Annotated in this window: 12 protein-coding genes; 11 read left to right on the plus strand and 1 reads right to left on the minus strand. The window is 41.0% G+C overall.

All coding sequences use genetic code 11. The features are described 5' to 3' along the window. Window positions 1–213 precede the first annotated feature (213 nt). From JX304_RS00220 to JX304_RS00245, 6 genes are all read left to right on the plus strand, one after another. A complete protein-coding gene (locus JX304_RS00220; RefSeq protein WP_205010740.1) occupies window positions 214–4,635 on the plus strand; it encodes a S8 family serine peptidase in 4,422 nt (1,473 codons plus the stop codon). A 324-nt stretch (window positions 4,636–4,959) separates the two neighbouring features. Beyond that, entirely contained in the window at window positions 4,960–5,721 is a 762-nt protein-coding gene (locus JX304_RS00225; RefSeq protein ID WP_205010741.1) for an elongation factor Tu, read from the plus strand. Between the two features lie 18 nt (window positions 5,722–5,739). Next, the gene (glyQ, locus tag JX304_RS00230) at window positions 5,740–6,657 is read left to right on the plus strand and encodes a glycine--tRNA ligase subunit alpha (protein WP_187538206.1); all 918 of its coding nucleotides are present in this window, start codon (window positions 5,740–5,742) and stop codon (window positions 6,655–6,657) included. Window positions 6,658–6,863: 206 nt separating this feature from the next. After that, complete coding sequence (gene glyS / locus JX304_RS00235; RefSeq protein ID WP_205010742.1) at window positions 6,864–8,900, plus strand: glycine--tRNA ligase subunit beta; 2,037 nt, start codon at window positions 6,864–6,866, stop codon at window positions 8,898–8,900. Window positions 8,901–8,933: 33 nt separating this feature from the next. Next, on the plus strand, window positions 8,934–9,191 hold the full coding sequence (locus JX304_RS00240; RefSeq protein ID WP_187538210.1) for a DUF896 family protein: 258 nt from the start codon (window positions 8,934–8,936) through the stop codon (window positions 9,189–9,191). Between the two features lie 168 nt (window positions 9,192–9,359). Further along, a complete protein-coding gene (locus tag JX304_RS00245; protein WP_205010743.1) occupies window positions 9,360–10,742 on the plus strand; it encodes an amino acid permease in 1,383 nt (460 codons plus the stop codon). Window positions 10,743–11,000: 258 nt separating this feature from the next. Here JX304_RS00245 and JX304_RS00250 read toward each other — a convergent pair whose 3' ends face one another. After that, window positions 11,001–11,180 (minus strand): hypothetical protein, encoded by a 180-nt coding sequence (locus JX304_RS00250; protein ID WP_205010744.1) that lies wholly within the window; start codon window positions 11,178–11,180, stop codon window positions 11,001–11,003. A 150-nt stretch (window positions 11,181–11,330) separates the two neighbouring features. On the opposite strand from JX304_RS00250, the gene rsmH reads away from it, so the two are divergent. From rsmH to JX304_RS00275, 5 genes are all read left to right on the plus strand, one after another. Continuing rightward, window positions 11,331–12,281 (plus strand): 16S rRNA (cytosine(1402)-N(4))-methyltransferase RsmH, encoded by a 951-nt coding sequence (gene rsmH, locus JX304_RS00255; RefSeq protein WP_205010745.1) that lies wholly within the window; start codon window positions 11,331–11,333, stop codon window positions 12,279–12,281. 11 nt (window positions 12,282–12,292) lie between these two features. After that, window positions 12,293–12,628 (plus strand): cell division protein FtsL, encoded by a 336-nt coding sequence (ftsL, locus tag JX304_RS00260; protein ID WP_205010746.1) that lies wholly within the window; start codon window positions 12,293–12,295, stop codon window positions 12,626–12,628. After that, window positions 12,621–14,900 (plus strand): penicillin-binding protein PBP2X, encoded by a 2,280-nt coding sequence (pbp2X, locus tag JX304_RS00265; protein ID WP_205010747.1) that lies wholly within the window; start codon window positions 12,621–12,623, stop codon window positions 14,898–14,900. The genes ftsL and pbp2X overlap by 8 nt, the downstream gene beginning before the upstream one ends. 1 nt (window position 14,901) lies before the next feature. Beyond that, window positions 14,902–15,894: a phospho-N-acetylmuramoyl-pentapeptide-transferase gene (mraY, locus tag JX304_RS00270; RefSeq protein ID WP_195487753.1), complete on the plus strand. Its 993-nt coding sequence runs from the start codon at window positions 14,902–14,904 to the stop codon at window positions 15,892–15,894. Between the two features lie 134 nt (window positions 15,895–16,028). Next, entirely contained in the window at window positions 16,029–17,372 is a 1,344-nt protein-coding gene (locus tag JX304_RS00275; RefSeq protein ID WP_205010748.1) for a DEAD/DEAH box helicase, read from the plus strand. The last annotated feature ends 112 nt before the right edge of the window (window positions 17,373–17,484 follow it).

Below are 17,484 nucleotides of genomic sequence, written 5' to 3' on the forward strand. Positions count from 1 at the left end.
CTATTCTTTTTGGTATAAAATAATTTTAACGCTCTAACTAAAACATACGTTCTATAATACTTTCCCACATAAAATGTCCAGATAACGAACGAAAATAAATCTTTAACTAGTAACATTCGTAAATATTACATTTTTGTTACAATTTCAGTTTGAATGAATTTTCAGACAATTTTGCGTTATAATAGGAACTATTAAAATAAAAGGGGAGTTCCTATGAACAGACAAGAGCGTTTTTCATTAAGAAAATACAAATTTGGCGTGGCTTCAGTATTATTGGGGTCTGTATTGGTGTTTGGATCTGCACAAGCAAGTGCAGAAGAACAAACAAGTGGGCAAAAGAGTCCTGAGACACAGCTAGTAGCTACTAGTCAAGGACTACCATCGCAAGAACAGAATTTGCAGGCAACAACACCGACAAGTGTAGCTACTGTTGAAAAGACAGCAGTTGCTAAAGAGGCTGTAATTGAGAAGACAGAATCTGCTCCTGCAGAGGCTGCTGCAACTGAAAAGGCGACTGCACCTAAAGAAGGAGCAGATGCTTCACAAACAAAATCAGCAGAAGCTGCAAAACCGGTAGAAAAAGCTACAGAAGTAGCGACTCCTACAAGTTCTGAAACGACTGCCCGTCATGAGGCTGCAGAAAAACCTCAAAGTATTGAGAGCGATGAAATCATTACTGTCCCACAAACTTGGAAACAAGGATACAAGGGTGAAGGAATGGTGGTTGCTGTCATTGACTCAGGTTTGGATGTCAACCACGAAGTTCTTCGCATCACAGATCCTTCAAAAGCTAAGTTTAAAAACCAAAATGATATTGAAGCTGCTAAGAAGAAGGCAGGAATTGATTATGGTAAATGGTACAACGACAAGGTAGTCTACGCTTACGATTACTTTGACGGTACAGATAATATCAAGGAAGCTGAGAGAGAATCTCATGGGATGCACGTTACAGGGATTGCAACAGGGAACCCTGATAAAGATGCAGCAAACGGCGAAAAGATCTATGGTGTAGCTCCGGAAGCACAAGTGATGTTTATGCGTGTCTTCTCCGATCGTCAAAAAACGACTGGTTCTGCCCTTTATGTAAAAGCAATTGATGATGCTGTTGCCCTTGGTGCAGATACCATCAATATGAGTCTGGGATCTTCTACTGGTTCCACGGTCAACGCAGGTTCAGATATCATTGATGCTATCAAACGGGCACGTGCAAAAGGTGTCTCTGTGTTGATTTCTGCCGGAAATAGTAATACCTTTGGGAATGGTTATTCAAGACCATCGGCTGAAAATCCAGACTATGGTGTAGTCGGAAATCCGTCAACCGTAGAAGATTCTATCTCTGTAGCTTCCATCAATAACAATGTCGTGACTTCTGAAGTATTTGAAGTGAAGGGCTTGGAAGATAACGCTCAAGCCGATCATGGTAAATTTGATTACAGTAAATCTGCTACAGACACTGACTTTGAAAAAGGAAAAGAATATGAATACGTAGCGGTTGGCCTAGGGAAAGAAGAAGACTTCAAAAATGTTGATGTAACCGGTAAATTAGCTCTTATTCAACGTGGTTCATTGACATTCTCTGAAAAGATTGCGAATGCTTTCCATCATGGTGCTGTAGGGGCCTTGGTCTACAACAATGTAGAAGGAACCAACCTTGGAATGGCGATTGACGGTGATGCTAAAAAGATTCCTTCTGTATTTATTTCAAAACACTATGGTGAACTTCTAAAATCCGGTTCTTATAAGATTGTCTTTAACGATAAATTGGCCAATCGTCCATCACCTGCAGCAGACCAATTGTCTGATTTCTCTAGTTGGGGTGTGACAACAGATGGTCAGTTGAAACCTGATGTCACAGCACCTGGTGGAAATATCTTCTCTTCACTAAATGACAATACTTACGGTGATATGAGCGGTACGAGTATGGCTTCCCCTCACGTAGCAGGTGTTGCTGCTTTGGTCAAAGAATACCTTGTTAAGAACCACCCAGAATTGACTCCTGAACAAGTCTCTGCGACTGTTAAAGCCCTGATTATGTCTACGGCGAAACCACATGTTAACAAAGAAACCGGTGTTTATACTTCTCCTCGTCAACAAGGTGCAGGTGTTGTTGATACAGCTGCTGCGGTTTCAACGGACTTGTATATTACTGGCGACAACAACTATCCTAGTGTGACTCTTGGTAATGTTGAAGATGCCTTTACATTTGATGTTACAGTTCACAATATTTCAGATACAGATCGTACACTGAAGATGCTGGTCAATACGAATACAGATGAAGTCAAAAAAGGTAAATTCACCCTCCGCCCTCGTAAATTAACAGAAACAGCTTGGCCTGAAGTAACTGTCAAAGCTCATAGTTCTGAGACGGTAACGGTTAAAGTTGATACCCGCAAATTTACAGAAGAATTGACAAAAGAAATGCCAAATGGTTATTTCCTTGAAGGATTTGTCCGTTTTGTTGATCCAGCTGATGATGGCGATGTGGTTAGCTTACCATTTATGGGATTCAAGGGAGAATTCCAAAATCTTCCAGCAGTAGAAAAACCAATTTACGATTTGGTACGTGAAGGCAAAAATGGTTTCTATTACAATGTGCCAGAAGATTTGAATATTCCTTACAATGCAGATATGTCTGCTTTGTTAACGCTTCAAAATGATCTTCTTCTCACCCAAGGCAAACGAGATGGACGTCGTATCACAGTCCTTGGTATTGGTGAAAAAGCGGATGGAACCCATTCACTTCAATTGGATGCTAACGGAAATGTTCGAATTGCCATTTCACCAAATGAAGACAGCAACAAAGACTTTGTAGAATACAAAACAGTAGCTCTCCGGAATTTGGAAAATCTTCATGCCAGTGTATTCGCTGCAAGTGATACTGAGCATAAAAATCCAATTTGGGAAGGATCTTCTACAGAACTTCGTAAGAACTTCTTTGATGGAAATGATAAAAATCCTCGTAGCTATACCTTAGATAGTACAGCGTGGAATGGTACCGATGCTAACGGCAACGCCGTAGCAGATGGTGTTTATGATTATGTGATTCGTTATACACCAATGGTTCCTGGAGCAGATGAACAATCAACAACCTTCAAGGTTCAAGTCGATACTCAAAAACCAGTGATTACTTCTGGATACATTCGCTTCAAAGATGGCGCTCAACAGTTTGTTGCACGAAAAGCCAAAGACGTTGGCGATGGTGGTATCCAAACTGAAAAATTGGTCTATGTGACACCATTTGATGATAAAGGTACCATGGTCCAAAAAGATAATGATGAAAGTGGTAGTCGTGCTCTCGAAAATTACCATATCATCAAGGCCAATGAAGATGGTAGCTTTAACCTTCCTGAAAACATTGATAAGAAGAATATCTACTACTATGTAGAAGACTTTGCTGGAAACGTCGATTACATTTCGTTAGCTGATTTGGTCCGTGACCAAAATAGTGGTCGGGTACAGATTGCGGTTCGTGATGCTAAGACAAATAAAGACTTGGATACCATGTATGTATACCGTATCAAGGATAGCAATGGACACTACGTCTCTGTTGATAAAACAAAAAATATCAATTTCTTGAACTTTGGTCATTATACAGCAGAAATCTTCACTTATGATCGTACAGAAGTGAAATTCGTTAGCAGTTTAAGTCAAGAGTTTGATCTGACAGAAGACAATAGTTTCCAAACCATTACTTTCCTAGCAAATACCTTGGAATATGCGCCAGTTAGCCTCCTATTTAATCAACCTGTTTCAAAAGCAGCAACCATCGTATTGAAGGGAGCTGATGGTGAAAACTTTGTATTGCCAGCTGAAAAATATGGTAAGAATGGGTTTGGTAAGACAGTAGCAACTGGAACATACACCTTGATTGCCACTCTTCCTACAGGCTATGAATTAGCTGAGGACGCACCTAAGATCACAGTCGTTGCAGGACGCAACAATGTATACCACATTGCAGTGCTCTCAAAAGTGGATCTCTTGGCTGCCTTGAATAAACAAACGGATGTTACAAAGACAGCCCTCTACTTCAATGCTAGTGCTGATAAGAAAGCAGCTTACGATCAAGCCTTACAAGCAGCCCAAACTGTTTTGACTAAGAAGTTAAGTCAAGAACAAATCAACCAAGCAGTTGCAGCTCTGGAAGCCGCAAATCAGGCTTTGGATGGAAAAGACTCCAATGTTGCAGCTTTGAAAGAAGCAATGCAAGCTTACGATGCAGCAACGAAAACAGGTCGTTATGCCAATGCCAAAGAAAAAGTACGTCGCGACTATGATCGTGCTTTCCAAACAGTAGCCTTGCTTGCAGTTGATCCAACAGTGAAACAAGAACAAATCGATCAAGCTCTTGCAGGTTTCAAGAATGCCGAAGCTAAATTGAATGGAAAAGCAACTGATTTTTCAAGTCTTAAAAAATACATTAAAGAAGAATTGAAATTCCAAGCTAAAAATGCTAAATTCCTCTATGCTGCAAAAGAAGACAAAGAAGCGTATCTTGTAGCCTTCAAGGATGCACAAGCTATTCTTTCAAATCCAGGATCTAGCCAACAAGATGTGAAAGATGCTTTGACAGCTTTGAAAAATGCAAAGAAAAAATTGCATGGGAAAAAACCAAAAGCTGCAAAACATCATAATTAACATAAGATAGTTTGTTAGCCTAAAACCAGTTTGAAACAGAAGTTTCAAACTGGTTTTTATTTACAAATAGGCAAAAATCTGCTATAATACTGACAAGAAAGAAAGGCTTATGGCGTTTTTTTAGCGAGCTTGGGACAGTGAAAGCCAAGTAGAGCAAAGTAGGCAAGTGGCGCTTTCTCTTGGTGAAGAGCCGAGTAAAGTAAAATAAAATGAAGTAATAAATTAGGGTGGAACCGCGTTTCTGACGCCCCTAGTCGCAAGGCTTGGGGGTTGAAATTCGGTTCTTTTGCTTATTCAGTCTATTGTGTGAAAGAAAGGAGAGACGTGGAAAACCTTTATCTTGTAAAAGACGATAGTCAACTAGCTGCATTTCGTGAATTTGTAGTAAGAAATACTGAAAAGTTGAAAGATTATCAATCTTTTTTAAAGAATGAACTTGCAGTCTGTGAGTTACCGCAAGCCGTTATTTGGTCAAGTTTTAATGCTGCTACACAGATTATTAGGGAAAGTGCTGTTCCAGCCTATACAAATAATAGACGAATGGTTATGACGCCTGATTTAGCTGTTTGGAAAGAGTTGTATTTGTATCAGTTGATGGACTACGAGTGTTCTCAGCAAACTCAAGCAATAGAAAGTCACTATCATTCTTTATCTGAAAATTTCCTCTTACAGATTGTAGGACATGAGTTAGCTCATTGGTCGGAGCATTTTTTAGATGATTTTGATGGTTATGACTCTTATATCTGGTTCGAAGAGGGGATGGTTGAATATATAAGTCGCAAGTATTTCTTGACAGAAGAGGAATTTCAAGCGGAAAAAATTTGTAATCAATCTCTCGTAGAACTTTTTCAGAAGAAGTATGGTTGGCATTCATTGAATGATTTTGGTTCTTCGACTTATGATAAGAACTATGCAAGTATTTTTTACGAATACTGGCGTAGTTTTTTGACAATAGATAAGTTGGTAGAAAATCTAGGTAGTGTACAAGCGGTCTTCGATTCTTATCATTTATGGGCAAATACAGATAAAACTCTTCCCTTGTTAAATTGGTTTGTTCAGCAGAAATTAATTGAAAAAGAAATATAAAAACTAAAGGAGTATTCAATGTCTAAGAAATTAACATTTCAAGAAATTATTTTGACTTTGCAACAATTTTGGAATGACCAAGGTTGTATGCTTATGCAGGCTTATGATAATGAAAAAGGTGCGGGAACAATGAGTCCCTACACTTTCCTTCGTGCTATTGGTCCTGAGCCATGGAATGCGGCTTATGTAGAGCCATCTCGTCGTCCTGCTGATGGTCGTTACGGGGAAAACCCAAACCGCCTTTACCAACACCACCAATTCCAAGTGGTCATGAAACCATCACCATCTAATATCCAAGAGCTTTACCTTGAGTCTTTGGAAAAATTGGGCATCAATCCATTGGAACACGATATCCGTTTTGTTGAAGATAACTGGGAAAACCCATCAACTGGTTCAGCTGGTCTTGGTTGGGAAGTTTGGTTGGACGGTATGGAAATCACTCAGTTCACCTACTTCCAACAAGTTGGTGGTTTGGCAACTGGCCCGGTAACTTCTGAAGTTACTTACGGATTGGAACGTTTGGCTTCTTACATTCAAGAAGTAGACTCAGTTTATGATATTGAGTGGGCTCCAGGCGTTAAATACGGAGAAATCTTCCTTCAACCAGAATATGAACACTCAAAATACAGTTTTGAAGTTTCTGACCAAGATATGCTTCTTGAAAACTTCGAAAAATTTGAAAAAGAAGCCGGACGTGCATTGGAATTGGGCCTTGTTCACCCTGCCTATGACTACGTTTTGAAATGTTCACACACCTTCAACTTGCTAGATGCTCGTGGAGCAGTATCTGTTACAGAACGTGCCGGTTACATTGCCCGCATTCGTAACTTGGCCCGTGTCGTAGCCAAGACCTTCGTTGCAGAACGTAAGAAACTCGGCTACCCACTTCTCGACGAAGCCACACGCGCCAAACTCCTAGCAGAAGAGGAAGAATAAAAAGAGTATTAGATGGGATTGGCTAATAGAGTAATCCTACAGAACCAGTTGCCGCAGTGATAAAGGTATCGTTAGAGAAACTAACGATACCAGGCAAAATTGGAGACTATAGGCTCCAATTTTAGCAATGAAACGACACAGTCGGTTGCTTGCGTGCCAATCACATAAGGCAAACTGGAAAAAAAGATATTTTTCGGAGAAAAAACATGACAAAAAACTTATTAGTAGAATTAGGACTTGAAGAGTTGCCAGCCTACGTTGTCACACCAAGTGAAAAACAACTCGGTGAAAAAATGGCAGCCTTCTTGGATGACAACCGTCTTTCATACGAAAGTATTCAAACCTTCTCAACACCTCGCCGTTTGGCTGTCCGTGTCATTGGCTTGGCTGATCAACAATCTGATTTGACAGAAGATTTTAAAGGACCTTCTAAGAAGATCGCCTTGGATGCTGATGGAAACTTCTCAAAAGCGGCGCAAGGCTTTGTCCGTGGAAAAGGCTTGACCGTTGACGACATTGAATTCCGTGAAGTTAAAGGGGAAGAATACGTCTACGTGACGAAACATGAATCTGGAAAACCTGCCAAAGAAGTCTTGGCTGGCGTTCCAGAAGTGCTTGCTTCATTGACCTTCCCTGTTAGCATGCACTGGGCGAATAACACCTTTGAATACATCCGCCCTGTCCACACTTTGGTTGTCCTTTTGGGCGACGAAGCGCTTGACCTTGATTTCTTGGATATCCATTCAGGTCGTGTGAGTCGCGGACACCGTTTCCTTGGACATGAAGTGGAAATCACCAATGCAGATTCTTATGAAGAAGACCTTCGTACCGTTTACGTGATTGCTGACAGCAAGGAACGTGAAAACATGATTCGTGAGCAAATCAAAACCATCGAAGCAGAACAAGGTGTTCAAGTACAAATCGAAGAAGGACTTTTGAACGAAGTCTTGAACTTGGTGGAATACCCAACTGCCTTCATGGGAAGTTTTGACACCAAATATTTGGACGTTCCAGAAGAAGTCTTGGTGACCTCAATGGAAACCCACCAACGTTACTTTGTTGTACGTGACCTAGATGGTACGCTCAAACCAAACTTCATCTCAGTCCGTAATGGGAACGCTGAGCACTTGGAAAATGTTATCCGAGGAAATGAAAAAGTCTTGGTGGCACGTCTTGAAGATGGTGAATTCTTCTGGCGTGAAGACCAAAAACTCAAGATTGAAGACCTCGTGGCTAAATTGGCCAACGTAACCTTCCATGAAAAAATTGGTTCCCTTTCAGAACACATGGCCCGTGCTGGTGTTATTGCAGCATCATTGGCTAAACAAGCTGGTTTGACTGCTGAAGAAACGGCAGCCGTAGCGCGTGCAGCGGAAATTTACAAATTTGACCTCTTGACGGGTATGGTCGGAGAGTTTGATGAGCTTCAAGGAATTATGGGTGAAAAATATGCCCTTCTCGCTGGTGAAGATGCTGCGGTTGCGACAGCTATTCGTGAGCACTACCTTCCTGATTCAGCAGATGGTGCCCTTCCAGAGACCAAGGTTGGTGCTATCCTTGCGCTTGCAGATAAATTGGATACCCTCCTTTCCTTCTTCTCAGTTGGTTTGATCCCATCAGGTTCAAACGACCCTTATGCGCTTCGTCGTGCAACACAAGGGATTGTTCGTATCTTAGATGCCTTTGGTTGGCACATTCCTATGGATGAGTTAATCGACAGCCTTTACGGACTTTCATTTGATAGCCTTTCTTATGACAATCAAGCAGAAGTGCTTAACTTCATCAAGGCGCGTGTGGACAAGATGATGGGACGCACATCTAAAGACATCAAAGAAGCTGTACTTGCTGCTTCAAACTTCGTGGTAGCGGATATGCTGGAAGCAGCAGATGCCCTTTCAGAAGCTGCGAAGACGGACGGTTACAAGGCAGCTGTTGAGTCCCTCTCTCGTGCCTTCAACTTGGCTGAAAAAGCAGATGCTTCAGTAGCAGTCGATGCTAGCCTCTTTGAAAATAACCAAGAAAAAGCTCTCGCTCAAGCAGCAGAAAGTCTCGAATTGACTGGTTCAGCTAGTGATAAATTAGCTCAACTCTTTGCCCTTAGCCCAGTCATCGATGCCTTCTTTGACAATACCATGGTCATGGCAGAAGATGAAGCTTTGAAAAATAACCGTTTGGCTATTCTTGCTAATCTAGTAGCAAAAGCCAATAAAGTCGCTGCCTTTAATCAATTGAACACTAAATAATGACCTGGTGACAGGTAGAAAGTAGGTCTGATAATGACACCTGAAAAAATCGCTCGGATTAATGAGCTTGCAAAAAAGAAAAAAGAAGTTGGCTTAACACCGGAAGAAGCAGTTGAACAAGCTGAACTTCGCGAAGAATATATTGAAGGTTATCGTCGTTCCGTTCGTCACCACATCGAAGGAATCAAAATTGTGGATGAAGAAGGAAACGATGTGACACCTGAAAAACTTCGCCAGGTGCAACGTGAAAAAGGCTTGCACGGACGCAGCCTTGATGATCCAAACTCATGATAGAAGAAGAGTGTCGGAGAAATTTCGACACTCTCTTCGTTTTGAAAACAAAAATTCAGAATATTCTGCACTATATTGACCGATTGTAAAAATCATGGTATAGTATAGATTGTGAAAAATTTAAAGTGTATTTTTCTAGAATACAGATAAGATAATTGGAGTAGTGATATGTCAAAAAAACTTCACTCGAATGAAGAAACTGAAAATGGGATGGTCCGGGGTCTGCAAAATCGGCATGTGCAGCTGATTGCGATTGCAGGGACCATTGGGACAGGACTCTTTCTAGGAGCAGGGCGTTCCCTCTCTCTAACGGGTCCATCCATAATTTTAGTCTATTTGCTGACAGGCGGCTTTATGTATTTGATGATGCGGGCCATTGGGGAAATGCTCTATATGGATCCTGACCAACATACCTTCATCAATTTTATCACCAAGTATTTAGGAAAAGGCTGGGGATACTTTTCGGGTTGGTCCTATTGGGTTTCCTTGATATTTCTAGGAATGGCAGAGATCACAGCAGTTTCAAACTATGTTCAATTGTGGTTCCCTGATTGGCCTGCTTGGCAGATTCAAATTGTCTTTCTAGCACTGTTGAGTTGTGTGAACTTGATAGCCGTCAAGGTCTTTGGAGAGGTCGAATTTTGGTTTGGTATGATCAAAATTATTACCATCCTAGCCTTAATCGCAACAGGTATTTTTATGGTGATGACCAACTTTGAGACACCAGCAGGACATGCCAGCTTAGCCAATATTACCAATGGATTTCAGATGTTTCCAAATGGTTGGGTTAAGTTTGTGATGGCCTTCCAAATGGTTTTCTTTGCCTATCAGGCAATTGAGTTTGTCGGGATTACCACTTCAGAGACCGCTAATCCTCGTCAAGTGTTACCAAAAGCGATCAAGGAAATTCCGATCCGTATTGTGATCTTCTATGTAGGAGCTTTGTTAGCCATTATGGCTATCTTCCCTTGGCAACAGCTCCCTGTCAATAAGTCACCATTTGTGACCGTCTTTCAAATGGTTGGAATCAAGTGGGCAGCAGGTTTAATTAATTTCGTTGTCCTAACAGCTGCCGCATCTTCTTTGAATTCCACTCTCTATTCAACAGGGCGTCACTTGTACCAGATTGCAAAAGAAACACCAAACAGCAAAGTGATGAATCGTTTGAAATTGAATAGCTTATCTCGTATGGGGATTCCAAGTCGCGCGATTATTTTTTCTGCGATTGTGGTGGCTGTTTCAGCCTTTATCAATATCTTGCCAGGTGTTTCAGATGCCTTTGCCTTGATTACGGCATCTTCTTCTGGTGTCTACATTGCTATTTATATTTTAACCATGCTCGCCCATCTTAAGTACCGTAAATCAAAAGAATTTATGCCAGATGGTTTTGTCATGCCAGCTTATAAAGTGTTGAATCCATTGACCATTGTTTTCTTCCTCTTTGTATTCGTTTGTCTCTTCTTGCAAGAATCAACATACATTGGAGCAATCGGAGCTACGGTCTGGATCATTCTTTTTGGGATCTACAGCAATTGGAAACATAATAAATAAACAGCAAGAGGCTGGGACAAAAATCCTAGCCTCTTCTTGTTTTTGTTTTGTTGAGCAAGACGCAGTGGTTGAGTGGACTCTACTAGGCTGATTTCATCAGCTTTTATAGTCCTACTCAATTGTGCGGTGGTGGGACGACGAAATCGAATTCTAACGAATGACCGATTTCTGTCCCACTTTCTTTACTATTTCAGAGCTCGTTTACTTCTTTTAAGGAATTAGTTGGAGGGAACAAAAGAAAAACAGAGATGGAAGAAATTACTTTTCTTCCATCTCTGTTTTTTGTCCTTGAATGGCTTTTTTGAGCCACCAAAGTGAGCCGGCTAGGATCAGGGCAGCAAGCCAAAAAATCCAAGCCTCAATAGTGGTTAGAAAAAAGTAGAGAGCGATAGCATCGGCCAATAAAAGTGGGATGAGAGTCTGTTTTCTTAATTTCATAAGAATATTGTATCATAAATCCTAGAGGAAACAAGTGAAATCAAGACTTTCTAGGTATTTTGTAGGATCCGAAAAGGTCAAATAGGATTAGTTAGTGAATTTTCTTTCAGGAGTGCATCTTGGTCCCATTTGTGGTAAAATAGTAAAGATATGAGTAAAGAATTTCATCATGTAACGGTTTTGCTTCATGAAACGATCGATATGCTGGATGTTAAGCCAGATGGGATCTATGTAGACGCCACATTGGGTGGGGCAGGCCACAGCGAATATTTGTTAACAAAATTAAATGAATCAGGCCATCTCTATGCCTTTGACCAAGATCAGCATGCGATTGAGAATGCTAAGATTCGTTTAGCTCCATTCATCGAGAAAGGCATGGTGACCTTCATTAAGGATAACTTTCGTCATTTAAAGGAACGTCTTAACGAATTGGGTGTGACTGAAATTGATGGAATCTGTTATGACTTAGGTGTGTCTAGTCCTCAGTTAGATGAACGGGAACGTGGATTTTCTTACAAGAAAGATGCGCCGTTGGACATGCGGATGAATCAAGAAGCTTCCTTAACAGCCTATGAGGTGGTTAATAACTACGATTACCATGATCTAGTTCGCATTTTTTTCAAATATGGAGAGGACAAATTTTCCAAGCAAATTGCGCGGAAAATTGAGCAAGCGCGAGCAATTAAACCGATTGAAACGACGACTGAATTAGCAGAGATTATTAAATCTGCTAAACCAGCTAAGGAGCTCAAGAAAAAGGGTCATCCTGCTAAACAGATCTTTCAAGCCATTCGTATCGAAGTCAATGATGAACTGGGAGCGGCGGATGAATCGATTCAGCAAGCCATGGATTTGTTGGCCCTCGATGGTCGTATTTCTGTGATTACCTTTCATTCGTTAGAGGATCGATTGACCAAACAATTGTTTAAAGAAGCTTCGACGGTTGAGGTTCCAAAGGGGCTTCCCTTTATTCCAGATGATTTGAAACCAAAGATGGAGTTGGTCAACCGGAAGCCTATTTTTCCAAGTGATGAAGAGCTTGAGGATAATAATCGATCCCATTCAGCAAAATTACGGGTTGCTCGTAAAATACACAAGTAAGAGGAATTGATATGGCAGCAAGAGATGAGAGAACAAGAACACAGGTATTGCAAGACCACTTTCGCCGTTTCTCTAGAGTAGAAAAGGCTTTTTATGGGTCGATTGTCCTAACAGCTGTGATTTTAGCCATCAGTATTGTCTTTATGCAAACACGGATTTTGCAAGTTCAGAATCAATTGACAGATTTAAATACAGAACTGGAAGCAAAGAAAACAGAATTGGAAGATGTTCGTCAAGAGGTCAATGAATTGACGCGCTATGATCGGTTGTCGCAGCTGGCCAGTTCGCAAGGAATGAAGTTACAAAAAGAAAATCGAAAAACAGTGAGTGCAAGTAGTGATGAATAAATTTAAAAAGTTTTTGATTCGGTATTCGGTGAAAAAACGCCGTTTACCGGCTCAAAATCGAAAACAAGTTGGGAAAAACCTCAGTGTACTGGCGATTTTCCTCTTTTTTCTCTTCCTTTTAAATTTTGCTCTGATTATAGGCACCGATAAGAAATTTGGTGTCACCTTATCGGACCAGGCCAAAAAGGTACATGAAGAAACCGTCATTGTTCCTGCAAAACGAGGCACGATTTACGATCGAAATGGTGCTGTGATTGCAGAAGATGCAACAACCTATAATGTTTATGCGGTTATCGATAAAAAGTACAAGTCTGCTACAGGAAAGATCTTATATGTAGAAGAGAATCAGTTTAAAAAAGTAGCGGAGATTTTTAAGCAGTACTTGGGAATGGATGAAAATTATGTTGTCCAACAATTGTCTCAAAAGAAATTAAAACAGGTTTCTTTTGGATCCAACGGTAATGGGATTACTTATAGCAATATGACAGCCATTCGTGACGCCCTTGAAGCAGCAAAGATCGAGGGGATCGCTTTTACAACGAGTCCAAATCGGAGCTATAAAAATGGAGTCTTTGCCTCTCAATTTATTGGCCAAGCTTCTCTTCAGGAAGACAAAGATGGCAATAAAACCTTGAAGGGGCAATCAGGGATGGAGAAATCCCTCGATCGTATTCTCGCTGGTCAAAATGGGGTTATCACCTATGACAAAGACCGAAACGGGAATATCGTTCCTGGTTCAGATAAGGTTTCTGTCAAAACAGAAGATGGAAAAGATGTCTATACGACTATTTCAGCAGAATTACAAACCTACCTTGAGACACGAATGGATGTTTTCCAAGAAAAAGTAAAAGGAAAGTATGTTAGTGCGACTCTTGTGAGTGCAAAAACTGGAGAAATCCTGGCGACAACGCAACGTCCATCCTATAATGCGGATACCAAACAAGGGTTGGATCTGAAAAACTTGAAAACCTGGAATACCATCCTTTATCAAGATCAGTATGAGCCGGGTTCAACGATGAAGGTCATGTTATTAGCTTCGGCGATTGATCATGGAACCTTCCCAGCCTATAATGAAGTATACTACAGTAACGAACTACAAGTAAAAGATGCGACCATCCGTGACTGGGATGTCAATATGGGGCTGGCTGAAGGTCGCTATATGAATATCGCACAGGGCTTTGCTTACTCAAGTAACGTGGGGATGACTCGCTTAGAGCAAAAGATGGGAAATGCTGTCTGGATGGACTACCTAACCCGCTTTAAATTCGGTCTTCCGACCCGTTTTGGAATGGGAAATGAAGCTTACGGGAGTCTTCCAGGGGATTATGTCAGTCAAGCCATGTCTTCCTTCGGTCAAGGGATTTCCGTCAGTCAAACCCAAATGTTACGGGCCTTTAGTGCCATCGCTAATGATGGGCAAATGTTAGAGCCGAAGTTTATTAGTGCTATTTACGATAAAAAATCAGACACAGCCCGCAAATCAAAAAAAGAAGTTGTTGGAAAACCAGTTTCAGGTTCAGCTGCGCAACAGACACGGAACTATATGATCACCGTCGGAACAGATCCAGAGTATGGAACCTTGTACAGTGATGGACCCATCATTCAGGTACCCGGTCAAAACGTTGCGGTGAAATCAGGGACTGCCCAAATGGCCACGGATAAAGGATACTTGCAAGGAGAAAATGATTATATCTACTCGGTTGTAGCCATGACACCTGCAGAAGATCCTGAATTCATCATGTATGTGACGGTCCAACAACCAGAAGTGAAATTCTCATTCACCAGCTGGGAAGAGCTGGTCAATCCTATTTTGGAAGATGCAGTTGCTTTAAAAGACGAATTGCATTTGACATCAGAGGCACCAACTTTGGATGATGTGACCAAAGAAACGACCTACAAAATCCCTTCAGTAGAAACTCTCTCTAAGGAGTTGAATCTGAAACAAAATCTGAGCCCAGGTGCTTATTCAGAGGAATTGCGTCGCAATTTGGTGCAACCAATTGTCCTAGGAACCGGGGAAAATATCCGCAAAATGTCTGTGGATGTAGGCTCTAAAGTCAAAGCCAATCAACAAGTATTGTTATTGACAGAAGACTTTGATGCGGTTCCAGATATGTATGGTTGGACTAAGAAAAATGCAGACATCTTTGGAGAATGGACTGGAATTGAAATTACCTATAAAGGTAGTGGAAAGAAAGTAACCAAACAAAGTGTCAAAATGAACACCTCACTCAATAAAACCAAAAAGATTACGTTAACATTAGGAGACTAAGATGTATATTGCTACGATCCTTGTATCGTTTCTATTAACAGTGGCTGCTATTCCAGCCTTTATTCGATTTTACCATCGTGCTCATATTTCTGGGCAACAAATGCATGAAGATGTGAAACAACACAAAGCGAAAGCTGGCACTCCGACAATGGGTGGAGTGGTGTTTCTCATTACAGCAGTTCTAGTCAGTTTTGTCGTTACCGTATTGACTGGAAATTTCACGCGACCTGTTCAACTTACTCTATTTATCTTGATTCTATATGGAATTGTTGGATTTTTGGATGACTTTTTAAAAGTTTTTCGTAAGATTAATGAAGGGCTCAATCCAAAGCAAAAATTAGCTCTTCAACTCGTTGGTGGAATCATCTTCTATATTTTTTCTGAACGCCATGGTGCAGGAAGCCTTTTGAATGTCTTTGGTTACGATCTTTACTTGGGCCATTTCTACATTCTCTTTGCTTTGTTTTGGTTGGTTGGTTTTTCAAATGCTGTCAATTTGACAGATGGGATTGATGGATTAGCCAGCATTTCCGTTGCCATTAGCCTGAGTGCCTATTCCTTTATTGCCTATATGCAAGGAAAATGGGACATTCTCTTTGTGACTTTGAGTATGATTGGGGCCTTGCTTGGATTTTTTGTCTTCAACCACAAGCCAGCTAAAATCTTTATGGGAGATGTCGGTAGTCTAGCTCTTGGAGGGATGCTTGCAGCCTTGTCAATGGCTCTGCATGTCGAGTGGACGCTGCTCCTGATTGGTCTGGTCTATGTCATTGAAACAGGTTCAGTGATGCTACAAGTGACCTATTTCAAATGGACCAAGAAACGCTACGGGGAAGGGCGACGGATTTTCAGAATGACTCCTTTCCACCATCATTTAGAACTGGGTGGACTTTCTGGAAATGGCCAAAACTGGTCAGAATGGAAAGTGGATGCCTTTATGTGGTCCATTGCCTTGGTAACAAGTGTCATCACTCTTGTTCTTCTCTACTTATAAAAAAGACGGTGGGCTTGCCCATCGTTTTTTACTGACTCAAAGAGGCTTTGTTGGTTAGGAAAAATGACTCATAAGAGAGGCACGAAGTCAGCTTTTCTGATATAATAATAGAGATCATGAAAGGAACTGAGAAAATGAAATTTACAGAGTTTAATTTAAAGCCTTATATTCAAGAGGCACTGAAAGAAATCAATTTTAGAGAAGCAACTGAAGTACAGGAAAAACTAATTCCGATTGTCTTAGCTGGGAATGATTTGGTTGGGGAGTCTAAGACAGGATCTGGAAAAACCCATACATTCCTCTTGCCGATTTTTCAAACGTTAAATGAAGACAACGATCAAGTTGAAGCGGTCATCACGGCTCCTAGTCGGGAGTTGGCAACGCAAATTTACCAAGCTGCTCGTCAAATCGCTAGTCATTCTGAAAAAGAGATTCGGATTGCCAATTATGTTGGAGGAACGGATAAAAGTCGTCAGATTGAAAAATTGCAGGTCAAACAACCGCATATCGTGATTGGAACTCCAGGTCGGATCTATGATCTAGTTGCATCCGGTGATCTGGCTATTCATAAAGCTCATACCTTTGTGGTAGATGAGGCAGATATGACACTGGATATGGGATTTTTGTCTACCGTAGATAAGATTGCTTCAAGACTACCTCAACAACTGCAGTTTTTGGTGTTTTCAGCTACCATTCCACAAAAATTACAGCCTTTCTTGAAAAAATATCTCTCAAACCCAGTTATGGAGCAAATTAAGACCAAGACGGTGATTTCAGATACCATTGATAATTGGCTGGTTTCCACCAAGGGACGGGATAAAAATGAGCAAGTTTTCCAATTGACCAAGACCTTGCAGCCTTATTTGGCCATGATTTTTGTCAATACAAAAACAAGAGCAGATGATCTTCATGCCTATTTAGTAGCTCAGGGACTCAAAGTGGCGAAGATTCACGGAGATATCCCACCACGTGAACGAAAACGGATCATGAATCAGGTGAAAAATCTTGATTTTGAGTATATTGTGGCCACAGATTTGGCGGCGCGTGGAATTGATATCGAAGGGGTGAGCCATGTCATTAACGATGCCATTCCTCAAGATCTTTCCTTCTTTGTCCACCGTGTTGGTCGGACAGGTCGCAATGGCCTACCAGGTGTAGCCATTACTCTTTATCAACCAAGTGATGATTCAGATATCCGTGAACTAGAAAAAATGGGCATTCGTTTCGTACCGAAAGTGTTGAAAAATGGGGTTATTGAAGATACCTATGATCGGGATAGACGGGCGAATCGTGAGAAAAAGCAAGAGAAACTTGATATCGAAATGATTGGTCTGGTGAAGAAGAAAAAGAAAAAAATCAAACCAGGCTACAAGAAAAAAATCAAATGGGCAGTTGATGAGAAGCGAAGAAAAACTAAGCGAGCGGAAAACCGTGCGCGTGGTCGGGCAGAACGAAAGGCCAAACGCCAAACTTTCTGATCCCTTGTTTCAAATGTTTAAAAGAAAACATAGATTTTCTTTATGAACTCCATAAAGAAAAACTATTGGGAACTTGTCTAAAATTATGATAGACTAAACTTGTGTAGTCTAT

Source organism: Streptococcus parasanguinis (genome assembly GCF_901875555.1).
Lineage (GTDB): Bacteria > Bacillota > Bacilli > Lactobacillales > Streptococcaceae > Streptococcus > Streptococcus parasanguinis_H.

Coding starts and splice junctions, on each gene's coding strand:
- JX304_RS00220 (WP_205010740.1), top strand. CDS start 214: ATGAACAGACAAGAGCGTTTTTCATTAAGAAAATACAAATTTGGCGTG.
- glyQ (WP_187538206.1), top strand. CDS start 5,740: ATGTCTAAGAAATTAACATTTCAAGAAATTATTTTGACTTTGCAACAA.
- glyS (WP_205010742.1), top strand. CDS start 6,864: ATGACAAAAAACTTATTAGTAGAATTAGGACTTGAAGAGTTGCCAGCC.
- JX304_RS00240 (WP_187538210.1), top strand. CDS start 8,934: ATGACACCTGAAAAAATCGCTCGGATTAATGAGCTTGCAAAAAAGAAA.
- JX304_RS00245 (WP_205010743.1), top strand. CDS start 9,360: ATGTCAAAAAAACTTCACTCGAATGAAGAAACTGAAAATGGGATGGTC.
- JX304_RS00250 (WP_205010744.1), bottom strand. CDS start 11,180: ATGAAATTAAGAAAACAGACTCTCATCCCACTTTTATTGGCCGATGCT.
- rsmH (WP_205010745.1), top strand. CDS start 11,331: ATGAGTAAAGAATTTCATCATGTAACGGTTTTGCTTCATGAAACGATC.
- ftsL (WP_205010746.1), top strand. CDS start 12,293: ATGGCAGCAAGAGATGAGAGAACAAGAACACAGGTATTGCAAGACCAC.
- pbp2X (WP_205010747.1), top strand. CDS start 12,621: ATGAATAAATTTAAAAAGTTTTTGATTCGGTATTCGGTGAAAAAACGC.
- mraY (WP_195487753.1), top strand. CDS start 14,902: ATGTATATTGCTACGATCCTTGTATCGTTTCTATTAACAGTGGCTGCT.
- JX304_RS00275 (WP_205010748.1), top strand. CDS start 16,029: ATGAAATTTACAGAGTTTAATTTAAAGCCTTATATTCAAGAGGCACTG.